The 15,348-nt window shown below is 38.5% G+C and carries 14 protein-coding genes; 1 reads left to right on the plus strand and 13 read right to left on the minus strand.

Annotated elements, in window-relative coordinates:
• Positions 1 to 90: 90 nt before the first annotated feature.
• The 8 genes from HQN86_RS09365 to HQN86_RS09400 all read right to left on the minus strand — a co-directional run bounded on the left by HQN86_RS09365 (position 91) and on the right by HQN86_RS09400 (position 7,509).
• On the minus strand, positions 91 to 747 hold the full coding sequence (locus HQN86_RS09365; RefSeq protein WP_048904269.1) for a DedA family protein: 657 nt from the start codon (positions 745 to 747) through the stop codon (positions 91 to 93).
• An 81-nt stretch (positions 748 to 828) separates the two neighbouring features.
• Complete coding sequence (locus tag HQN86_RS09370) at positions 829 to 1,512, minus strand: DUF4397 domain-containing protein (RefSeq protein WP_172660731.1); 684 nt, start codon at positions 1,510 to 1,512, stop codon at positions 829 to 831.
• A gap of 76 nt (positions 1,513 to 1,588) precedes the next feature.
• Positions 1,589 to 2,713, minus strand: coding sequence for a DNA polymerase III subunit beta (gene dnaN / locus HQN86_RS09375; protein ID WP_048904267.1), 1,125 nt, complete (start codon positions 2,711 to 2,713; stop codon positions 1,589 to 1,591).
• Positions 2,714 to 2,747: 34 nt separating this feature from the next.
• Complete coding sequence (gldG, locus tag HQN86_RS09380) at positions 2,748 to 4,430, minus strand: gliding motility-associated ABC transporter substrate-binding protein GldG (protein WP_172660732.1); 1,683 nt, start codon at positions 4,428 to 4,430, stop codon at positions 2,748 to 2,750.
• The gene (gldF, locus tag HQN86_RS09385; protein ID WP_172660733.1) at positions 4,424 to 5,152 is read right to left on the minus strand and encodes a gliding motility-associated ABC transporter permease subunit GldF; all 729 of its coding nucleotides are present in this window, start codon (positions 5,150 to 5,152) and stop codon (positions 4,424 to 4,426) included. The genes gldG and gldF overlap by 7 nt, the downstream gene beginning before the upstream one ends.
• Before the next feature lie 10 nt (positions 5,153 to 5,162).
• A complete protein-coding gene (locus tag HQN86_RS09390) occupies positions 5,163 to 5,684 on the minus strand; it encodes a hypothetical protein (RefSeq protein ID WP_172660734.1) in 522 nt (173 codons plus the stop codon).
• 461 nt (positions 5,685 to 6,145) lie between these two features.
• Positions 6,146 to 6,682: an outer membrane beta-barrel protein gene (locus HQN86_RS09395; RefSeq protein WP_172660735.1), complete on the minus strand. Its 537-nt coding sequence runs from the start codon at positions 6,680 to 6,682 to the stop codon at positions 6,146 to 6,148.
• 116 nt (positions 6,683 to 6,798) lie between these two features.
• A complete protein-coding gene (locus HQN86_RS09400; protein ID WP_172660736.1) occupies positions 6,799 to 7,509 on the minus strand; it encodes an ATP-binding cassette domain-containing protein in 711 nt (236 codons plus the stop codon).
• A 105-nt stretch (positions 7,510 to 7,614) separates the two neighbouring features.
• On the opposite strand from HQN86_RS09400, the gene HQN86_RS09405 reads away from it, so the two are divergent.
• Positions 7,615 to 9,096, plus strand: coding sequence for a glycine--tRNA ligase (locus HQN86_RS09405; RefSeq protein ID WP_172660737.1), 1,482 nt, complete (start codon positions 7,615 to 7,617; stop codon positions 9,094 to 9,096).
• A gap of 158 nt (positions 9,097 to 9,254) precedes the next feature.
• Here the strand turns inward: HQN86_RS09405 and HQN86_RS09410 are convergent, their stop codons facing one another.
• The 5 genes from HQN86_RS09410 to HQN86_RS09430 are packed head-to-tail and all read right to left on the minus strand — an operon-like array spanning position 9,255 to position 15,189.
• Positions 9,255 to 10,001 (minus strand): succinate dehydrogenase/fumarate reductase iron-sulfur subunit, encoded by a 747-nt coding sequence (locus HQN86_RS09410; RefSeq protein ID WP_172660738.1) that lies wholly within the window; start codon positions 9,999 to 10,001, stop codon positions 9,255 to 9,257.
• Positions 10,002 to 10,009: 8 nt separating this feature from the next.
• Positions 10,010 to 11,926: a fumarate reductase/succinate dehydrogenase flavoprotein subunit gene (locus tag HQN86_RS09415; RefSeq protein ID WP_172660739.1), complete on the minus strand. Its 1,917-nt coding sequence runs from the start codon at positions 11,924 to 11,926 to the stop codon at positions 10,010 to 10,012.
• Positions 11,917 to 12,600: a succinate dehydrogenase cytochrome b subunit gene (locus HQN86_RS09420; protein ID WP_172660740.1), complete on the minus strand. Its 684-nt coding sequence runs from the start codon at positions 12,598 to 12,600 to the stop codon at positions 11,917 to 11,919. The genes HQN86_RS09415 and HQN86_RS09420 overlap by 10 nt, the downstream gene beginning before the upstream one ends.
• Before the next feature lie 10 nt (positions 12,601 to 12,610).
• Positions 12,611 to 14,041: an anion permease gene (locus HQN86_RS09425; protein ID WP_172660741.1), complete on the minus strand. Its 1,431-nt coding sequence runs from the start codon at positions 14,039 to 14,041 to the stop codon at positions 12,611 to 12,613.
• A 29-nt stretch (positions 14,042 to 14,070) separates the two neighbouring features.
• Positions 14,071 to 15,189: a porin gene (locus tag HQN86_RS09430; protein WP_172660742.1), complete on the minus strand. Its 1,119-nt coding sequence runs from the start codon at positions 15,187 to 15,189 to the stop codon at positions 14,071 to 14,073.
• Positions 15,190 to 15,348 lie beyond the last annotated feature (159 nt).

Genomic DNA, 15,348 nt, shown 5'->3' on the forward strand with positions numbered 1-15,348 from the left:
TGGTAGACAGGCAGACGAAATCAGCGATATTAACCATAGGATCATCCTGGTACCCAGCATGGGTTGATGTGGGTTACCCCTGCTACTAATCTACTCTTTTACCTCTTTCTTTTTAAACTTAGATCTTAAAGCTGCAAATATTGCGGGGAAAAAAGTAACAACAGCAATCACTACAATTACTATGTCAAAGTTCTTTTTAACCACAGGAATCTGCCCCAATAAGTATCCCGCCATAAGTAAACTTGTTATCCAGGCAACCCCTCCAATAACATTAAAAAGAGTAAATCTTCCAAACGGCATCTTCGCAACACCCGCAACGAATGGAGCTATTGTTCTGAAGATAGGTAGGAAGCGACTAAAAATAATGGCTTTACCACCATGCTTTTCAAAAAACATGTGCGATTGATTATAATATTCGAGTTTTAGTATTCTGTTGTTCTCTTTAAACACCCGAACACCAAAATAACTACCTAATTTATAATTTAATGAATTACCTAATATAGCCGCCACAATTAAGAGGATCAGCATCACCCAAATACTTAAACCTGTATTTTCTCCGGCAATTAAAGTTCCCATGGCGAACAGCAAAGAATCGCCAGGTAAAAAGGGAGTAACTACAAAACCTGTCTCGGCAAAAATGATTAAAAAAAGAATGGCATATGTCCAATTCTGATAATCTCTGATGATCTCCTCCAAATGCTTATCAATATGAAGAAGAAAGTCTATTAAAAAAGTGAAAAATTCCAAGTTTTATAAATTAAGCCCAAAAATAAAAATATCATGCTTATTACCATGATATTTTTAAACTTAGAAATGTCATTTAATTAATTAGTGTGCTATAACGTGTCCTGTTAATTCCGTTGCTGTAACCCCATCAACCCAAATGGTATAATTTTTATTGGCTTGCAAATTCGCATCAAGTTCAGCCGAAACTGGTGAATCTACTATATCCGCAACAAACTTAAATTTAGTACCCGGGTCAAGATCGATATAAGACGATGCACTTTTAAAAGGTATTTTTTCTGAGATCTTGGTAGTTCCAGATAAAACCGAAATCGTATTAGCTAATAAGTAATTCAAATTAATGAACCTCACTTTAGCTTTACCCGCAACTGCCGAAGGTTTCATATCATCATTGATGATTGTTGCCATGTGCAATTCCTTCTGGGTGGTCTGACTCTTTGATTCGGTATAATAGAAAACGGTTGCGTTAATTCCTATTGGAACACCTACAACCGGTGTAGCAGCATTAGCTGTATCTGAACTTATATTACCAAAGGCAAACTGACTATTTCCTGAAGTAACAGTAATATAGCCACTGGATGCACCATACGGAATAGGAATAGAATTTTTCTTGCTTCCATTTAAATAAAATTCCTGCGGACTCGACCCTCTCACTGCGTTAACAGCATTAACATATGCGTCTCCAACAGGCTCTGGTTTGGGTTCTTTAAAACAAGAGCTCAGGAGTATAACACCCAGAGTTAAGCATAAAAAGAATGATTTTTTCATAGTAGTATTATTAAAATTACACTAAACAACGATGACCTGGTCAAAAACCAAGCCATCCAAAATATTTAAATGAGTATTAATTATAATTATTCAACATTACTGGCATAACCAACATTAAAACATCTTCATTTTCATCATTAGTCTGAGGAATTAACAATCCAGCGCGATTTGGCGTAGAAAGCTCCAAGGTAACTTCCTCTCCACTCAAATTGCTTAACATCTCAATTAAGAAACGTGCATTAAATCCTATTTCCAGATCTTCACCTTCGTACTGGCAACTTAAACGCTCATGCGCTTCATTCGCAAAATCTAAATCCTCAGAAGAAATGTTTAATTCACTTCCATTGATTTTTAGTCTTACCTGGTGAGTGGTTTTATTAGCAAAAATAACTACCCTGCGTAGTGTATTCAAAAACAAAGCCCTGTCAATCACTAACTTATTCGGGTTATTAGCCGGTATTACCGCTTCATAATCCGGATAACGCTCATCAATCAAACGACAAACCAGGTTTATATTCTCAAATTTAAAGAAAGCGCTTGTTGCATTATAATCAACAGAAACATTCACATCAGTTGATGGTAATGCCGCTTTCAATAAAGTTAAAGCTTTTTTAGGAAGGATGAAAGAAGATGTTTTATCTGCTTTACTATCCATACGTCTGTATCTTACTAATTTATGTGCATCAGTTGCTACAAAAGTGATGTGTTCTTCAGATAATTGACAAAAAACACCAGTCATGGCCGGTCTTAACTCATCATTACTTACCGCAAAAATAGTTTTGGTAATGGCCTCGGTCAGTACAGACGCTGGTAAGTTTACAGACGAAGCATTTTCTACAACCGGTATTTTTGGAAAATCATCTCCATTTTCACCGCTCAGTTTATATTTACCGTCTCCTGCACTAATCTCAATAGAGAATGATGCATCGTCAATATTAAAAGAAATAGGTTGATCTGGTAAAGTCTTTAAGGTATCTAACAGTATTCTTGCCGGCACAGCTACTTTACCGCCTTCTTTAGATTCAACAGCCAAAGAAGTGGTCATGCTGGTTTGTAAGTCCGTTGCAGATATCGTTAAATTTCCGTCTTTAATTTCAAATAAGAAATTTTCCAGTATAGGCAAAACAGTACTGCTGCTTGATGCACCATTTACTGTTTGCAAATGTTTTAATAACGTTGATGTGGATACAATAAATCTCATAGTATGATCTTGTCAGTTCTCAAAAATATAAAAATTACCTTGCATACTTATGTTTGCGGTAATAATGTTGAAAAATTGCGAACGATATTAACAATAGTAAAGGAAAAACGACATTAATAAGCTGCCATTGTAGCTTTTCGGTACGCAAACGCACCTTGTCCAACAACCTGATCTTAACTTCTTTATTGCGTAAAGAGATCAAATTATCATCATTAGATAAAAAGTCGGCAATATTTAATAACAATGCCTTATTTCCATAGTTTCTTTCTGTATATCTGTCAAAACCCAATGGAAAAACAGATCCGTCTCTGGCACTTATTTGATTTTTGAAGACATCTCCATCCCCAATCACTATCATTTTTGTGGCTTTACTCTCTGCAGGCACACTGTATTGTTCAGTAATTCCGGCAGGAGCCGACCTGTTTAGAAACACAGATTGAAATTTGCCCTCCAAGAGTACGCCAACAGTTCGCTGCACGCTGGCATACTCGCGCGGATCTGGCTGTTCCGCAACCATTTGCAGCGAAAGCATCTTTGGTGTATGATGCACCTTATTATAAGCTGAGCTTTGTAAAATCACCTTTTTATTAACTCCTTTTACTCCAATAGTATCAACAGTGCTAACAAATTCACTCCTTATTCCATCCATATTTTTTACGAGGCTATTAGCTGTATCAGGCATCAGTATTGGATAAAACACCCATGGTGCCATTTGAATCTGTCCCTGCTGTCCACCCATGCTTAAAGGAATTTCTGCACAGTTGGCATCAGCTATAAGATCATAGTTAATTCTTGCGCCATATATAAACAGCATATCATCAAGATTCAGCTTTTTGTTAAAAGCCAGTTGTTCTCCTGCCCCCCTTAAACTATCTAAGCTGGCGCTCACCTGATCTATACTCCAAACTACCCTGCCACCGTTCATTACAAAATAATTGATCTTGTATTTTTCGGCTTCTGTAAATTCCTTTTCGGGTTTTGCAATTATCAATAACTTTAATTTATCTAAACCCGCCTTATCAATTTGGTTAAGGTTTACCCTACCCACGTCATAACTATCCGACAAGCTTTTTATCGCATCATTCAACAGCAAATCAGAGAGCTCACCATTTCCTTCCGTAAAACCAATTCTTGGATGCTGTCCGCTCAATACCTTTTGAATGGCTGATGTAAATACATATTCCAGGTTTTGTATAGAATTATTGATATTTTCTTCATAGTTGCCTGAGGCATCCAGGTTTTGCAATAATTTTAAAGCCAGCTGATTTCCATTCCCTTCAACCATTGCCATTGGAAATATGGTTTTTTGAGCAAACCCGTTATCGTTCTTAATATTTAAGGTGGTAGGCTCTATTCCTACCTGATATAGATGATTAATAACTGTGTCCTGCTCGGCTGCAGACAGCCCGGATATCGGATCAACAAATTCAACGCTAATATCAGTACCTGCATAGGCTTTGTAGTCAGTTAACAGATCTTTTGCAGCATTTCTCAAACGCTTAAAAGCCGCTGGTAAATCGCCCTCCAGAAAAATAGTAATTGTTATTGGTTTCTTAGCTTCTTTTAAAATCGTTTTAGATTTTGGTGTTAACGTAAAACGCTTCTCTTTTGTAAAGTCTATCCGGGTATAAACATACTGTGATACAACATTCAATAATATTAGCCCTGCCAAAAGACCAATTAATCCGGCACTCTTGCTGTTCTTCAACTTTACCATTTTCTCCCTCCCATTACCAGCTTGGTAATTCCTAAAAAGAAGAATACAAAACTTATAAAATAAACAAGATCACGAGTATCCAAAACTCCTCTGCTTATAGATTGATAGTGCTCATTTACACTTAATCCTAAAAAAATACTTTCCAGGTAACGCATCGAAAAAATTTTGCTCAATGCATCAAAACCGCTGTACGCTACAAAGCAGATAAATACTGCAACTGCAAAGGCAATAACCTGATTTTTAGTAATAGATGACGCAAATATGCCAATGCCAACAAAAGCACTTCCCAGTAGCAATAAACCCAGATAAGAACCAATTACCGCGCCAGTATCAATATTCCCGGCTGGCAAACCCAGCTTGTAAATAGAATAATAATAAATTATAGTAGGCACCAATGAAAACAACACCAGTACCAAACATGCAAAATACTTTGCCAGAATAATTTGCCAATCTGTTAATGGCCTTGATGCCAGTAAAATATAAGTACCTTCTCTCCTCTCTTCAGCAAACGAACGCATGGTTATTGCAGGGATCAGAAACATGAATAGGAATGGCACCAAACTAAAGAACCCGGTGAGTTCAGCATATCCATACTCCAATATCGAGGTATCAGGAAAGAACCAAAGCAGCAAACCTGAGGTTAGTAAAAACACACCAATGGTAATATAAGCCATTAATGAATTTAACAAACTGAATAATTCCCTTTTAAAAACTGCGTACATTCATTTGCTTTTAAAAATTGTATCCGGCTCTTAAACCAATAAATGATAAAGTTCCCGTATTTTTTGTCCACCCTTCATATCTGGCTCCAATGTCTAAAGAACCTGTACGTGAAACAGGAATTTCAACGCCCAAACCAGGTGTATAAATAAAAGAAACTCCACTGCCATTAGCTGTCGCGATAGACGACCCCACTTCAGCTGTTCCGTAAATATTTTCGGTGATGAAATATCTTGCTCCAACTTTAATCGGAATAAAACTTTGCCTGTATTTCAAGGTACCAATAGTTTCTTTGCCATTGAATCTGATATAGCCTACATTTCCGGTAATGTTTAATGACTTTGATACCGGATGCTGATAAAGTAGAGAACCCCCTGTTCCATAATTTGCAAAGTCTCCAAAATCGCCGATAGGTAAGCCTACGTCAAACCCAATTCCCAATCTCGGCTCTGCAATTTGAGCGCTAGATTGTGCCTTAACATCAACCAACTGGAAAAATCCCGCAGTAAGAATTAAGAAAAATATTTTTTTCATTAGTTAAATTTCAATGAGCTGCAATATTATAAAATATAGCTAGTATAACAAAGCTTTGGATAATTACCAGGTTGTCTTCTTTTTTATGATAACACCATACTATAGGCAAAGATGCTTTTAAGAAAATACTCAACTTATATTCTGTTAAATAAGATTACAGTATAACCTCATATTAACAACATAACGAATACATAGTTGAAATACCATTGAAATAGTATGTTAATTATGTTCTTTATTTGTACTTATATTGTTATTATTATATTTTCATTATTAGCGTGGTAATAACTGCATATCAGAGGTAGTACTACCTTTCTTAGTTCCTAATGCATTAGGGAAACGGTAATTTGCAAGATGATAGTTTACATGGAGGTCAGAAACGAGGTACTGATTAACAAAAAAAGCCGCTTGAACTTAATCAAGCAGCTTTTTTTATTCGTTTAAACGAACCTTTTGGTTTTTGATTATAAACCGAAATTATATGCTAATCTTAATCCGATGAAAGAGCTGGTTCCATTATTAGACCATCCTTCATAACGTCCACCTAATTCTATAGTTGATTTATCAGCAACAGGAAACTCAACACCAATACCTGGAGAATATGCAAATGCAGTTCCTACACCACTTTTTGTTGAGAAAACCGCTCCTAATTCTCCGTTAACAAAGATGTTTTCGGCAAGAAAATATCTTAATCCAGCTTTAACCGGGATAAAACCAATGCTAGGATTTTTAAATGTAACCCCCATAGCACTTACTTCTTTACCAGTGAAATCTAAATAACCAGCGTTACCAGTTAAATTTAGATTAGCAGCTATCGGGTGTTGGTACGTTAGTGAACCACCATATCCTAATTTGTATCCATCACCAAAGTCGCCCATTGGAAATGCAAACTCAGCTCCAATACCTAACTTTGGACCTGTCATAGCAACATCTTTTTGAGCCTTAACGCTCGAGAATGCAAAAAGACCTGCAATTGCTGTTAGTAAAAATACTTTTTTCATTTCTGTTTAATTTAAATTGTGTAATTATAATCCTTAGATACAAAAACTTGGCCAATCGTTACAAAAAATAAAACTCTACAGTAAATAATTATTAACAAACGCACAATTGACTTATTTTATTGAGAAGTCAGTTTTCTAAAAATCTCTTCAAGAGACGAAGATTGGTGTTGCTTTTTAAGTTCATTGATTTCGGCATTTGCTACAATCTTTCCTTTATTGAGGATGATGACCTCGTCGCAAACTGCCTCTACTTCTTGCATAATATGTGTTGATAGGATAACCGTTTTGTCCTTTCCCAGCTTCTTAATCAGTTCCCGAATGTCGGTAAGCTGATTTGGATCTAAACCTGATGTAGGTTCATCAAGTATTAAGATCTCGGGATTATGAATAATTGCCTGAGCCAATCCTACCCTCTGCTTGTAGCCTTTAGAAAGCATATTTATTTTTTTGTGCTGCTCGGCCCCTAAGCCAACGGCATCTATTGTCTCCTTAACTTTTTGCTCGGGGTGCTGAAGCTTATAGGTATTGGCAACAAACAATAAAAACTCTTTTACATACATATCTGTATATAAAGGCGTGTTTTCTGGCAGGTAACCAATAATACGTCTAACATCCAAACTCTGGGTTTGCGAATCGAAGCCGCACAACTCAGCGGAGCCGGAGGTTGGCTTCAGATAACCGGTAAGCATGCGCATCGTGGTAGATTTTCCGGCACCGTTTGGCCCAAGGAAACCTAATATCTTTCCGGGTTTAACCTCAAAACTAACTTCATCGACAGCCTTTTGCTTATCGTAATACTTAGACAAATACTGTACTTTAATGCTCAATTTATTTAATTTTTAGGTTTACCGGAGTGCTCATTTTCAAAAGTAGAAAAAACACCACTGCATTCATGAAAACCATTAAAATATTTTATCTAAGTTTGCATCATTATGGCAAAAAACACTAACGACGAGCAATTTAAAAATGTAATATCACACGCCAAGGAATATGGTTTTGTATTCCAAAGCAGCGAAATATATGATGGACTAAGTGCTGTATACGATTACGGGCAGTTAGGGGCAGAATTAAAAAACAACATCAAAACTTATTGGTGGAAAGCCATGGTACAAATGCATGAAAATATTGTAGGCATTGATTCTGCAATATTTATGCATCCAAAAATATGGAAAGCAAGTGGTCACGTTGACGGATTTAACGATCCTATGATCGATAATAAAGATTCGAAAAAACGCTACCGTGCTGATCAGTTATTAGAAGATAAAATTGCACGTTACGAAAAAGACGGCAAAACAGATAAAGCTGCAAAGCTACAAGCTGATATGGATGAGGCTTTAAAATCTGAAAACCTACAGCAATTAAAAACATTAATTGAAGAACACGAAATAGCATGCCCGGTAAGCGGCACAAAAAACTGGACAGAAGTACGTCAGTTTAACCTGATGTTTAGTACCCAGTTTGGTGCTATGGCCGAGGGGGCAGAAGAAATATACTTACGTCCTGAAACTGCTCAGGGTATTTTTGTAAACTTCCTTAATGTTCAGAAATCGGGAAGGATGAAGATTCCTTTTGGTATTGCACAGATAGGAAAAGCTTTTAGAAACGAGGTAATTGCCCGTCAGTTCATTATGCGTATGCGTGAGTTTGAACAAATGGAAATGCAATTCTTTGTACGCCCGGGTGAAGACAAAAAATGGTTTGCATACTGGAAAGAGGCTCGTTTAAAATGGCATTTGGCTTTAGGCACCTCTGCCGAAAAATACAGATACCACGATCATGTTAAACTTGCTCACTATGCGAATGCAGCTACCGATATTGAATTTGAATTCCCGTTTGGGTTTAAAGAGGTAGAAGGTATTCATAGCCGTACAGATTTCGATCTTTCTCAGCACCAGGAATTCTCTGGCAAGAAAATGCAATATTTCGACAATGATCTTAATGAAGAGGGAAAACCATATGGCAACTATGTACCTTATGTGATAGAAACTTCTATAGGTTTAGATCGTATGTTCCTTTTAACCATGATCAATGCTTTTGAAGAGCAGGACCTTAGTGATGGAGAAAAACAAGATAGCAGGACCTTATTGCGTTTACACCCTTGCCTTGCTCCTGTTAAAGTAGCGATATTCCCACTTACTAAAAAAGATGGTTTACCGGAAAAAGCAAGAGAAATTATGAACAGCTTAAAGCTGGATTTCAACTGTGTATATGAAGAAAAAGATGCCATTGGTAAGCGTTACCGCAGACAAGATGCTATTGGTACTCCTTTCTGCTTAACAATTGACCATCAGACACTGGAAGATGATACGGTAACCATTCGTCATCGTGATACAATGGAGCAACAACGTATTGACATTAAAGATCTTCAAACATTAATTGAAAGCAAAACAAGCTGGAAAAACTTGTTAAGGTAATATTTGCTAAAGCATTCGTCATGCCGCTGAAGAGCGGTATCTCGCTTTTTCCAGGCAAACTTTCCCTTGAGGGATGCTGAAATAAATTCAGCATGACGACCGAGCTCTCAGGATGACGAAAGCACAAAGTAGAGGGGGCAGTAAACTGCCCCCTCTACTTATTTTTTCAAAACGCTACTCAATGAATATTCCCAGTTCATTCTTGCAATATTAAGAACTGAAATCTGTTGGGGGCATTCTACCTCGCAGGCCTCTGTATTACTGCAGTGTCCGAAATTCTCTTCATCCATTTGTTTTACCATAGAAAGCACCCTTTTCCGCGACTCCATTTTTCCTTGAGGCAATTTTGCCAGGTGGGAGATTTTGGCTGATGTAAATAAGGCCGCACTTGAGTTTTTACAAGTAGCAACACAAGCGCCGCATCCTATGCAAGCAGCAGAGTCAAAAGCAGATTCGGCCTGTTCATGTGTAATGGGTATTCCATTTGCTTCAGGTGCCTGACCAGTATTTACAGAAACAAACCCACCAGCCATAATAATCCTGTCAAATGCTGACCTATCAACCCTTAGATCCCTTTTTATAGGAAAAGCCAAAGCTCTGAATGGTTCAACATAAATGGTGTCGCCATCTTTAAACTCACGCATATGAAGCTGGCAGGTAGTAAGATTTGCTATGGGGCCATGTGCTTGTCCGTTAATCATCATTCCACACTGCCCGCATATTCCTTCCCTGCAATCATGGTCAAATTCAACAGGGCGGTCACCTTTTAAAACCAGCTGCTCATTTAAGGTATCCATCATCTCCAGAAAAGACATATGAGGGATCACATTATCCAGTTCGTAATCTACCAGCTTACCCTCGCTGGCAGCATCACTTTGTCTCCAAATTTTTAGATATAACTTCATCAGCCTATTTATTTATAGCTTCTTACTGCCAGTTCAACATTTTCAAAGTGTAATGGTTCAGGGATCAGCAATTCTTCCTGTCCTTCTCCCCGCCATTTCCAGGCAGATACGAAACAGAACTTTTCATCATTCCTTAAAGCCTCTCCTTCCGGAGTTTGATATTCTTCTCTAAAATGGGCACCACATGATTCGTCTCGAGTTAAAGCATCCAGGCACATCAACTCTGCCACTTCGAGGTAATCACCAATACGACCTGCCTTTTCCAATTCTCCGTTCATCTCATCTTCATCGCCAGGAACTTTAAGGTCTTTATAAAAATCAGCCCTTAGCTTTTTTATTTCGTTTATGGCGTGGATTAATCCTTCTTTGCTTCTTGATAAACCACAATAATCGTATAATAACTTGCCTAAAGTCTTATGGAAATAATCGGCCGTTTTAGTACCATTTATTTCCAGCAGTTTACTTAGTTGCGCTCTTACCTGAACTTCGGCATCGATAAATGCCTGATGATCTATCGGCACTCTTTCTGATTTAATTTCTCCGGCCAGATAATTTGAAACCGTATATGGTGCAATAAAATAACCGTCTACACATGCCTGTAACAAAGAATTTGCACCTAACCTGTTGGCTCCATGATCAGCAAAGTTAGCTTCACCAAGCGCAAACAACCCTGGTATGGTCGTCATCAGTTCATAATCAACCCATAGTCCGCCCATTGAGAAGTGAGCCGCAGGAGATATCATCATAGGCTCTACATAGGCGTCGGTAGCCGTAATTTTGCGGTACATGTCAAACAGGTTGCCATACTTCTCTTTAATACGCCCTTTTCCCTGCTCCTTAATCGCCTTGGAAAAATCCAGATAAACGGCATTCCTTTGCGGCCCTACTCCAAATCCTGCGTCTATGCGTTCCTTTGCCGCTCTCGAGGAAATATCGCGTGGGGCAAGATTACCGAAGGCAGGGTAACGTCTTTCCAGGTAGTAATCACGTTCTGATTCAGGAATATCATTAGGTTTCCGGTTTTCAGAAGGTTTTAAAGGCACCCAAATTCGCCCATCATTCCGCAGCGACTCAGACATAAGTGTGAGCTTAGATTGGTAATCGCCCGATTGTGGTAAGGATGTTGGGTGTACCTGGGTCCAGCTTGGACATGCCATTAATGCACCCTTCTTGTGTGCACGCCATATGGCAGATGCATTGCATCCCATTGCAAGGGTTGATAAATAATAGATTTTACCAAAGCCCCCGGTGGCCAAAATTACGGTATGAGCACTATGCCTTTCTATCTCTCCTGTATCAAGATTTCTTACAATAACGCCTCTTGCTTTTCCATCGATAACTACTACATCCAACATTTCATGCCTTGTGTAAAGCTTAACGGTTTTGGCAGCAACCTGACGCATTAAAGCCTGATAAGATCCTAAAAGCAACTGTTGTCCTGTTTGTCCTCTTGCATAAAAAGTCCGGCTAACCTGTACACCTCCAAAAGATCGATTATTCAGATACCCGCCATATTCTCTGCCAAAAGGCACACCTTGGGCAACTGCCTGATCTATTAACTGAGCCGAACATTCTGCAAGCCTATAAACGTTTGCTTCGCGTGACCGGAAATCGCCGCCTTTAATGGTATCATAGAACATACGATAAACACTATCTCCATCATTCTTGTAATTCTTGGCCGCATTTACTCCACCTTGTGCAGCTACTGAGTGTGCACGCCTTGCTGAATCCTGAAAACAGAAAGATTTAACATTGTATCCCATCTCGGCCAATGATGCCGCAGCAGCACTACCTGCCAGTCCGGTACCAATAACAATAACGTCCATTTTTTTTCGGTTGGCGGGATTAACCAGCTTAGCATGGTCTTTATAGAAACTCCATTTATCTTTTAATGGTCCCGGTGGTATTTTAGCGTTCAGTTCCATAAAACATGTTGAGTTAAGTAAATATAAATTGGAATAATAGCGAAACCGATAGTGATGATATAGCTATAGCCTGTACCAAAAGTCCTTACCCACGAAACATATTTAGGATGATACAAACCCAGTGATCTGGCTGCACTATAAAAGCCATGCAGCAGATGATAACCCAGCGCGAACATAGACAGCACATAGAAAAGTACATACCACCAGTCGTGATAGGCTGCCACCACTATTGCGTATAGGTCTTTATGCCCACTTTCATCTTTCGGTAAGCTTCCGAACTTGTACTGATACCAAAAATCCCTGAAATGAAATACCAAAAATATCAGAATTAGTGTGCCAAGTATCCCCATATTTCTTGAATACCATTTGCTGGCTTTGCCCCTGTTATCCACGGCATACCTGCCTGCTGTTTTTTTATTTTTAAGCGTAATTATCAATGCATCCAGGCAATGAATTACAATAGATGCATAGAGAACATAAGAAATGATCTTTATAAAAATATTGCCGGATAGCAGCTGAGAATAACTGTTAAAGCTGGCTTTTGCTTGTTCGGCAGGTAATAATAACTGCAGATTTCCAAGCAAATGAATGACAAGAAAAAAACACAGAAACAACCCCGTAACTGCCATTAGCGTTTTTCGCATCAGTGTAGATGCTCTGTTTTTATTATCCATAAGCTTTAAATTAATACAAGCCGATCATCTTCCACCACAGCCCGCCTATTCCCATCCAGATCAAAAGAAAAACGATACTCAAAACAAATCCCTTTGACCACCAGTCCTTGACATCAACGAATGTACTTCCAAAAAATACCGGTGCCGGACCATGCCCGTAATGGGTTAATGTTCCAAAAATACCACCACAAAAGCCCAGCGATAATGCAAGCAGCATGGGCGGAATGCCAATGGTGATACCCACGCCAAGCAAAGCTGCATACATAGACGCAACGTGCGCTGTTGCACTTGCAAACAAATAATGACTGTAAAAGTAAACCAGAATAATAATAGGAAAAGCCATGGTCCAGCTCAGCCCTCCTATTTTTGCCCTTACCAATTCACTGAACCATGGGATTAATCCCAGCGTATTCAAAGAACTACCCATCATTACCAAGGCCGAGAACCATACAATTGTATCCCATGCGCCCTTTTCACTTTTCACATCTTCCCAGGTTAAAACCTGCGATAACAACAGGAATACCAGACCAATAAAGGCAGTAGTTGTGGCGTCGATTTTAAAAATATCTCCTGTTATCCATAAAAAAAGCAAGACAACAAATGCAGTTAACATCAACCATTCGTTGCGTGTTACAGCTCCCATCTCTTTCAATTTTTCGGAGGCCATTTTAGGTGCTCCTCCCGTCGATTTTATTTCCGGAGGATAGATTTTGTATAAGATATATGGCACCAGAATCAAAGAGATAATTCCTGGAATTATTGCGGCCCACATCCAAGACATCCATGTGATATTTATACCAAGATCTGCAGCAAATTTCTGACACATGGGATTACTCGCTGTACCTGTTAGAAACATTGAGGACGTGATGAGGTTGATGTTATAACAACTTAATGTTAAATAGCCTCCTAGCTTACGGTGCGTTTCCGGTTTTTCTGGAACTGAATCGAAATTAAGGGCCATAGACTTCATGATCGGATAAATAATACCACCCCCTCTTGCAGTATTACTTGGAATAGCGGGTGCCAGTACAAGATCTGCAAGGCCCAATCCATAACCCAAACCTAGAGAGCTTCGGCCAAACACTCTGATAAAAAGGTAGGCAATTCTGCTTCCAAGACCCGTTTTTATAAAGCCCCTTGCGATGAAAAATGAAATGCCAATTAGCCAGATAACCTTATCTCCAAAACTACTTAAGGCCATTGAGATCGATTTACCCGGGTTTCCTGGTGCCAACACCCCTGTTAAAGCAACTATTGCGATAGCAATCATAGACATGGTACCCATGGAAGCTGCTTTTAAGATAATACCTAAAATAGTTGCTAAAAAAATAGCCAGCAAATGCCATGCTTCGGGCTTTACACCTTCTGGTACTGGTAAAAACCAGATTAACAACCCAAAAGCCAATGTAGCCAGCATCATTTTGTAGTTGATCTCTTTCATAATTTAACGGATTAGAGTGAATTAGATAATTAAAATCTTGCCTGAACCTGGCAAATAATCCTATTTGTATTGTACTGCGTTGTATTGGGGATATTTCTTTCGTATCTGTCCATTAGCAATCCCAATTGAACTCTAATGGCGTATGCTTCAGCAAAGGCCGCACTGATCATTGGAATATAACTTTGTCGGGAATTTCCCACTTGCTTAAAATCTGAATCGAGGTATTCATATCGCACTGCAAATTCCAAACTTTTGAGTCTAGCATTTTTAATACTGTAAGCCACATTTGGCAATACATAGATGCCGCGCATTGCATACTCACTTACCGGGATTACCGGATTTTCCTGGCCAAAGAATGCAACACTGTTTATCCCTTGTTTATATTCTGAAACAAGTTCTATACCCCACCGCTCATTCAGCTGCTTTTTATAATCAACATCGGCACCATAAGCCCATATTTTTTGGCCCATGTTTTTGCCAACTCCACCACTGGCACCCAACTGCGTAGTTTTACCTAAACCAACTACAATTCGGGCAGGAATTATTTTACCGTCGTCGTTATCACTTACCTGATTTCGGTTGTTGCCATTAAAAATACCTATATAATATTTTACAGGAACATCAGTATTTTTAATCTCTCCAAAATAAGTGGCACCTATTTGAAAGCTCTGCCAACTGTTTGAACCAAAAAGATAATATTGATTTGAATAATCAATGGAACGCACAAAATCAACAGGATAATTATCTTCCTGACCAAATTGAGGCCTGAACTGACCGAATTGGAAATTCACATAATCATTAATACTGTACTTAATGTATGCGTTTTCGAGCACTTTGTTTTGAGGGTTGCCTGTAAAATCACCAAAGTTGACCAGTATAACAGCATTAATTCGATCGTTTATAGTAGCATTCAATTGTAAACGTGCCCGTTTTACAGAAAAAGAATTTCTGGAAAAATGCTCATCGCCGGCATGATGCATACCAGCAATATCAATATCGTCATCAAGCGAATAATTAAATTGAGTTTGCAGCATTCCTGAAAAATTGATCTTGGCTTTTTCAGAAACGGGAACGCTTATTCCTTGTGCTTTACTTAAAAGGGGGCTGCAGAATAAAAAGACGGCCAGGAGGTGAGAACGACATTTCATAGGGATGATTTACGTAAGTGTTTCCGTTAAAGCAAATTAATAAAAATTTGAGGCTAAAAAAAGTGTTCAGAGTTATTATTTTTAATAATGTATATCATTTTATTATAAAATGTTTCATTTTGAAAAATGTCCACGCTCATCTAAAGTAAAACAGCCCTG

It is taken from the genome of Pedobacter panaciterrae, assembly GCF_013204795.1.
Lineage (GTDB): Bacteria > Bacteroidota > Bacteroidia > Sphingobacteriales > Sphingobacteriaceae > Pedobacter > Pedobacter panaciterrae.

What these genes read in the sequence shown, in the direction of transcription:
- HQN86_RS09395 (WP_172660735.1), bottom strand. Translation starts at nt 6,682, where the DNA reads ATGAAAAAAGTATTTTTACTAACAGCAATTGCAGGTCTTTTTGCATTC.
- dnaN (WP_048904267.1), bottom strand. Translation starts at nt 2,713, where the DNA reads ATGAGATTTATTGTATCCACATCAACGTTATTAAAACATTTGCAAACA.
- HQN86_RS09425 (WP_172660741.1), bottom strand. Translation starts at nt 14,041, where the DNA reads ATGAAAGAGATCAACTACAAAATGATGCTGGCTACATTGGCTTTTGGG.
- gldF (WP_172660733.1), bottom strand. Translation starts at nt 5,152, where the DNA reads ATGTACGCAGTTTTTAAAAGGGAATTATTCAGTTTGTTAAATTCATTA.
- gldG (WP_172660732.1), bottom strand. Translation starts at nt 4,430, where the DNA reads ATGGTAAAGTTGAAGAACAGCAAGAGTGCCGGATTAATTGGTCTTTTG.
- HQN86_RS09430 (WP_172660742.1), bottom strand. Translation starts at nt 15,189, where the DNA reads ATGAAATGTCGTTCTCACCTCCTGGCCGTCTTTTTATTCTGCAGCCCC.
- HQN86_RS09370 (WP_172660731.1), bottom strand. Translation starts at nt 1,512, where the DNA reads ATGAAAAAATCATTCTTTTTATGCTTAACTCTGGGTGTTATACTCCTG.
- HQN86_RS09390 (WP_172660734.1), bottom strand. Translation starts at nt 5,684, where the DNA reads ATGAAAAAAATATTTTTCTTAATTCTTACTGCGGGATTTTTCCAGTTG.
- HQN86_RS09415 (WP_172660739.1), bottom strand. Translation starts at nt 11,926, where the DNA reads ATGGAACTGAACGCTAAAATACCACCGGGACCATTAAAAGATAAATGG.
- HQN86_RS09420 (WP_172660740.1), bottom strand. Translation starts at nt 12,600, where the DNA reads ATGGATAATAAAAACAGAGCATCTACACTGATGCGAAAAACGCTAATG.
- HQN86_RS09410 (WP_172660738.1), bottom strand. Translation starts at nt 10,001, where the DNA reads ATGAAGTTATATCTAAAAATTTGGAGACAAAGTGATGCTGCCAGCGAG.
- HQN86_RS09405 (WP_172660737.1), top strand. Translation starts at nt 7,615, where the DNA reads ATGGCAAAAAACACTAACGACGAGCAATTTAAAAATGTAATATCACAC.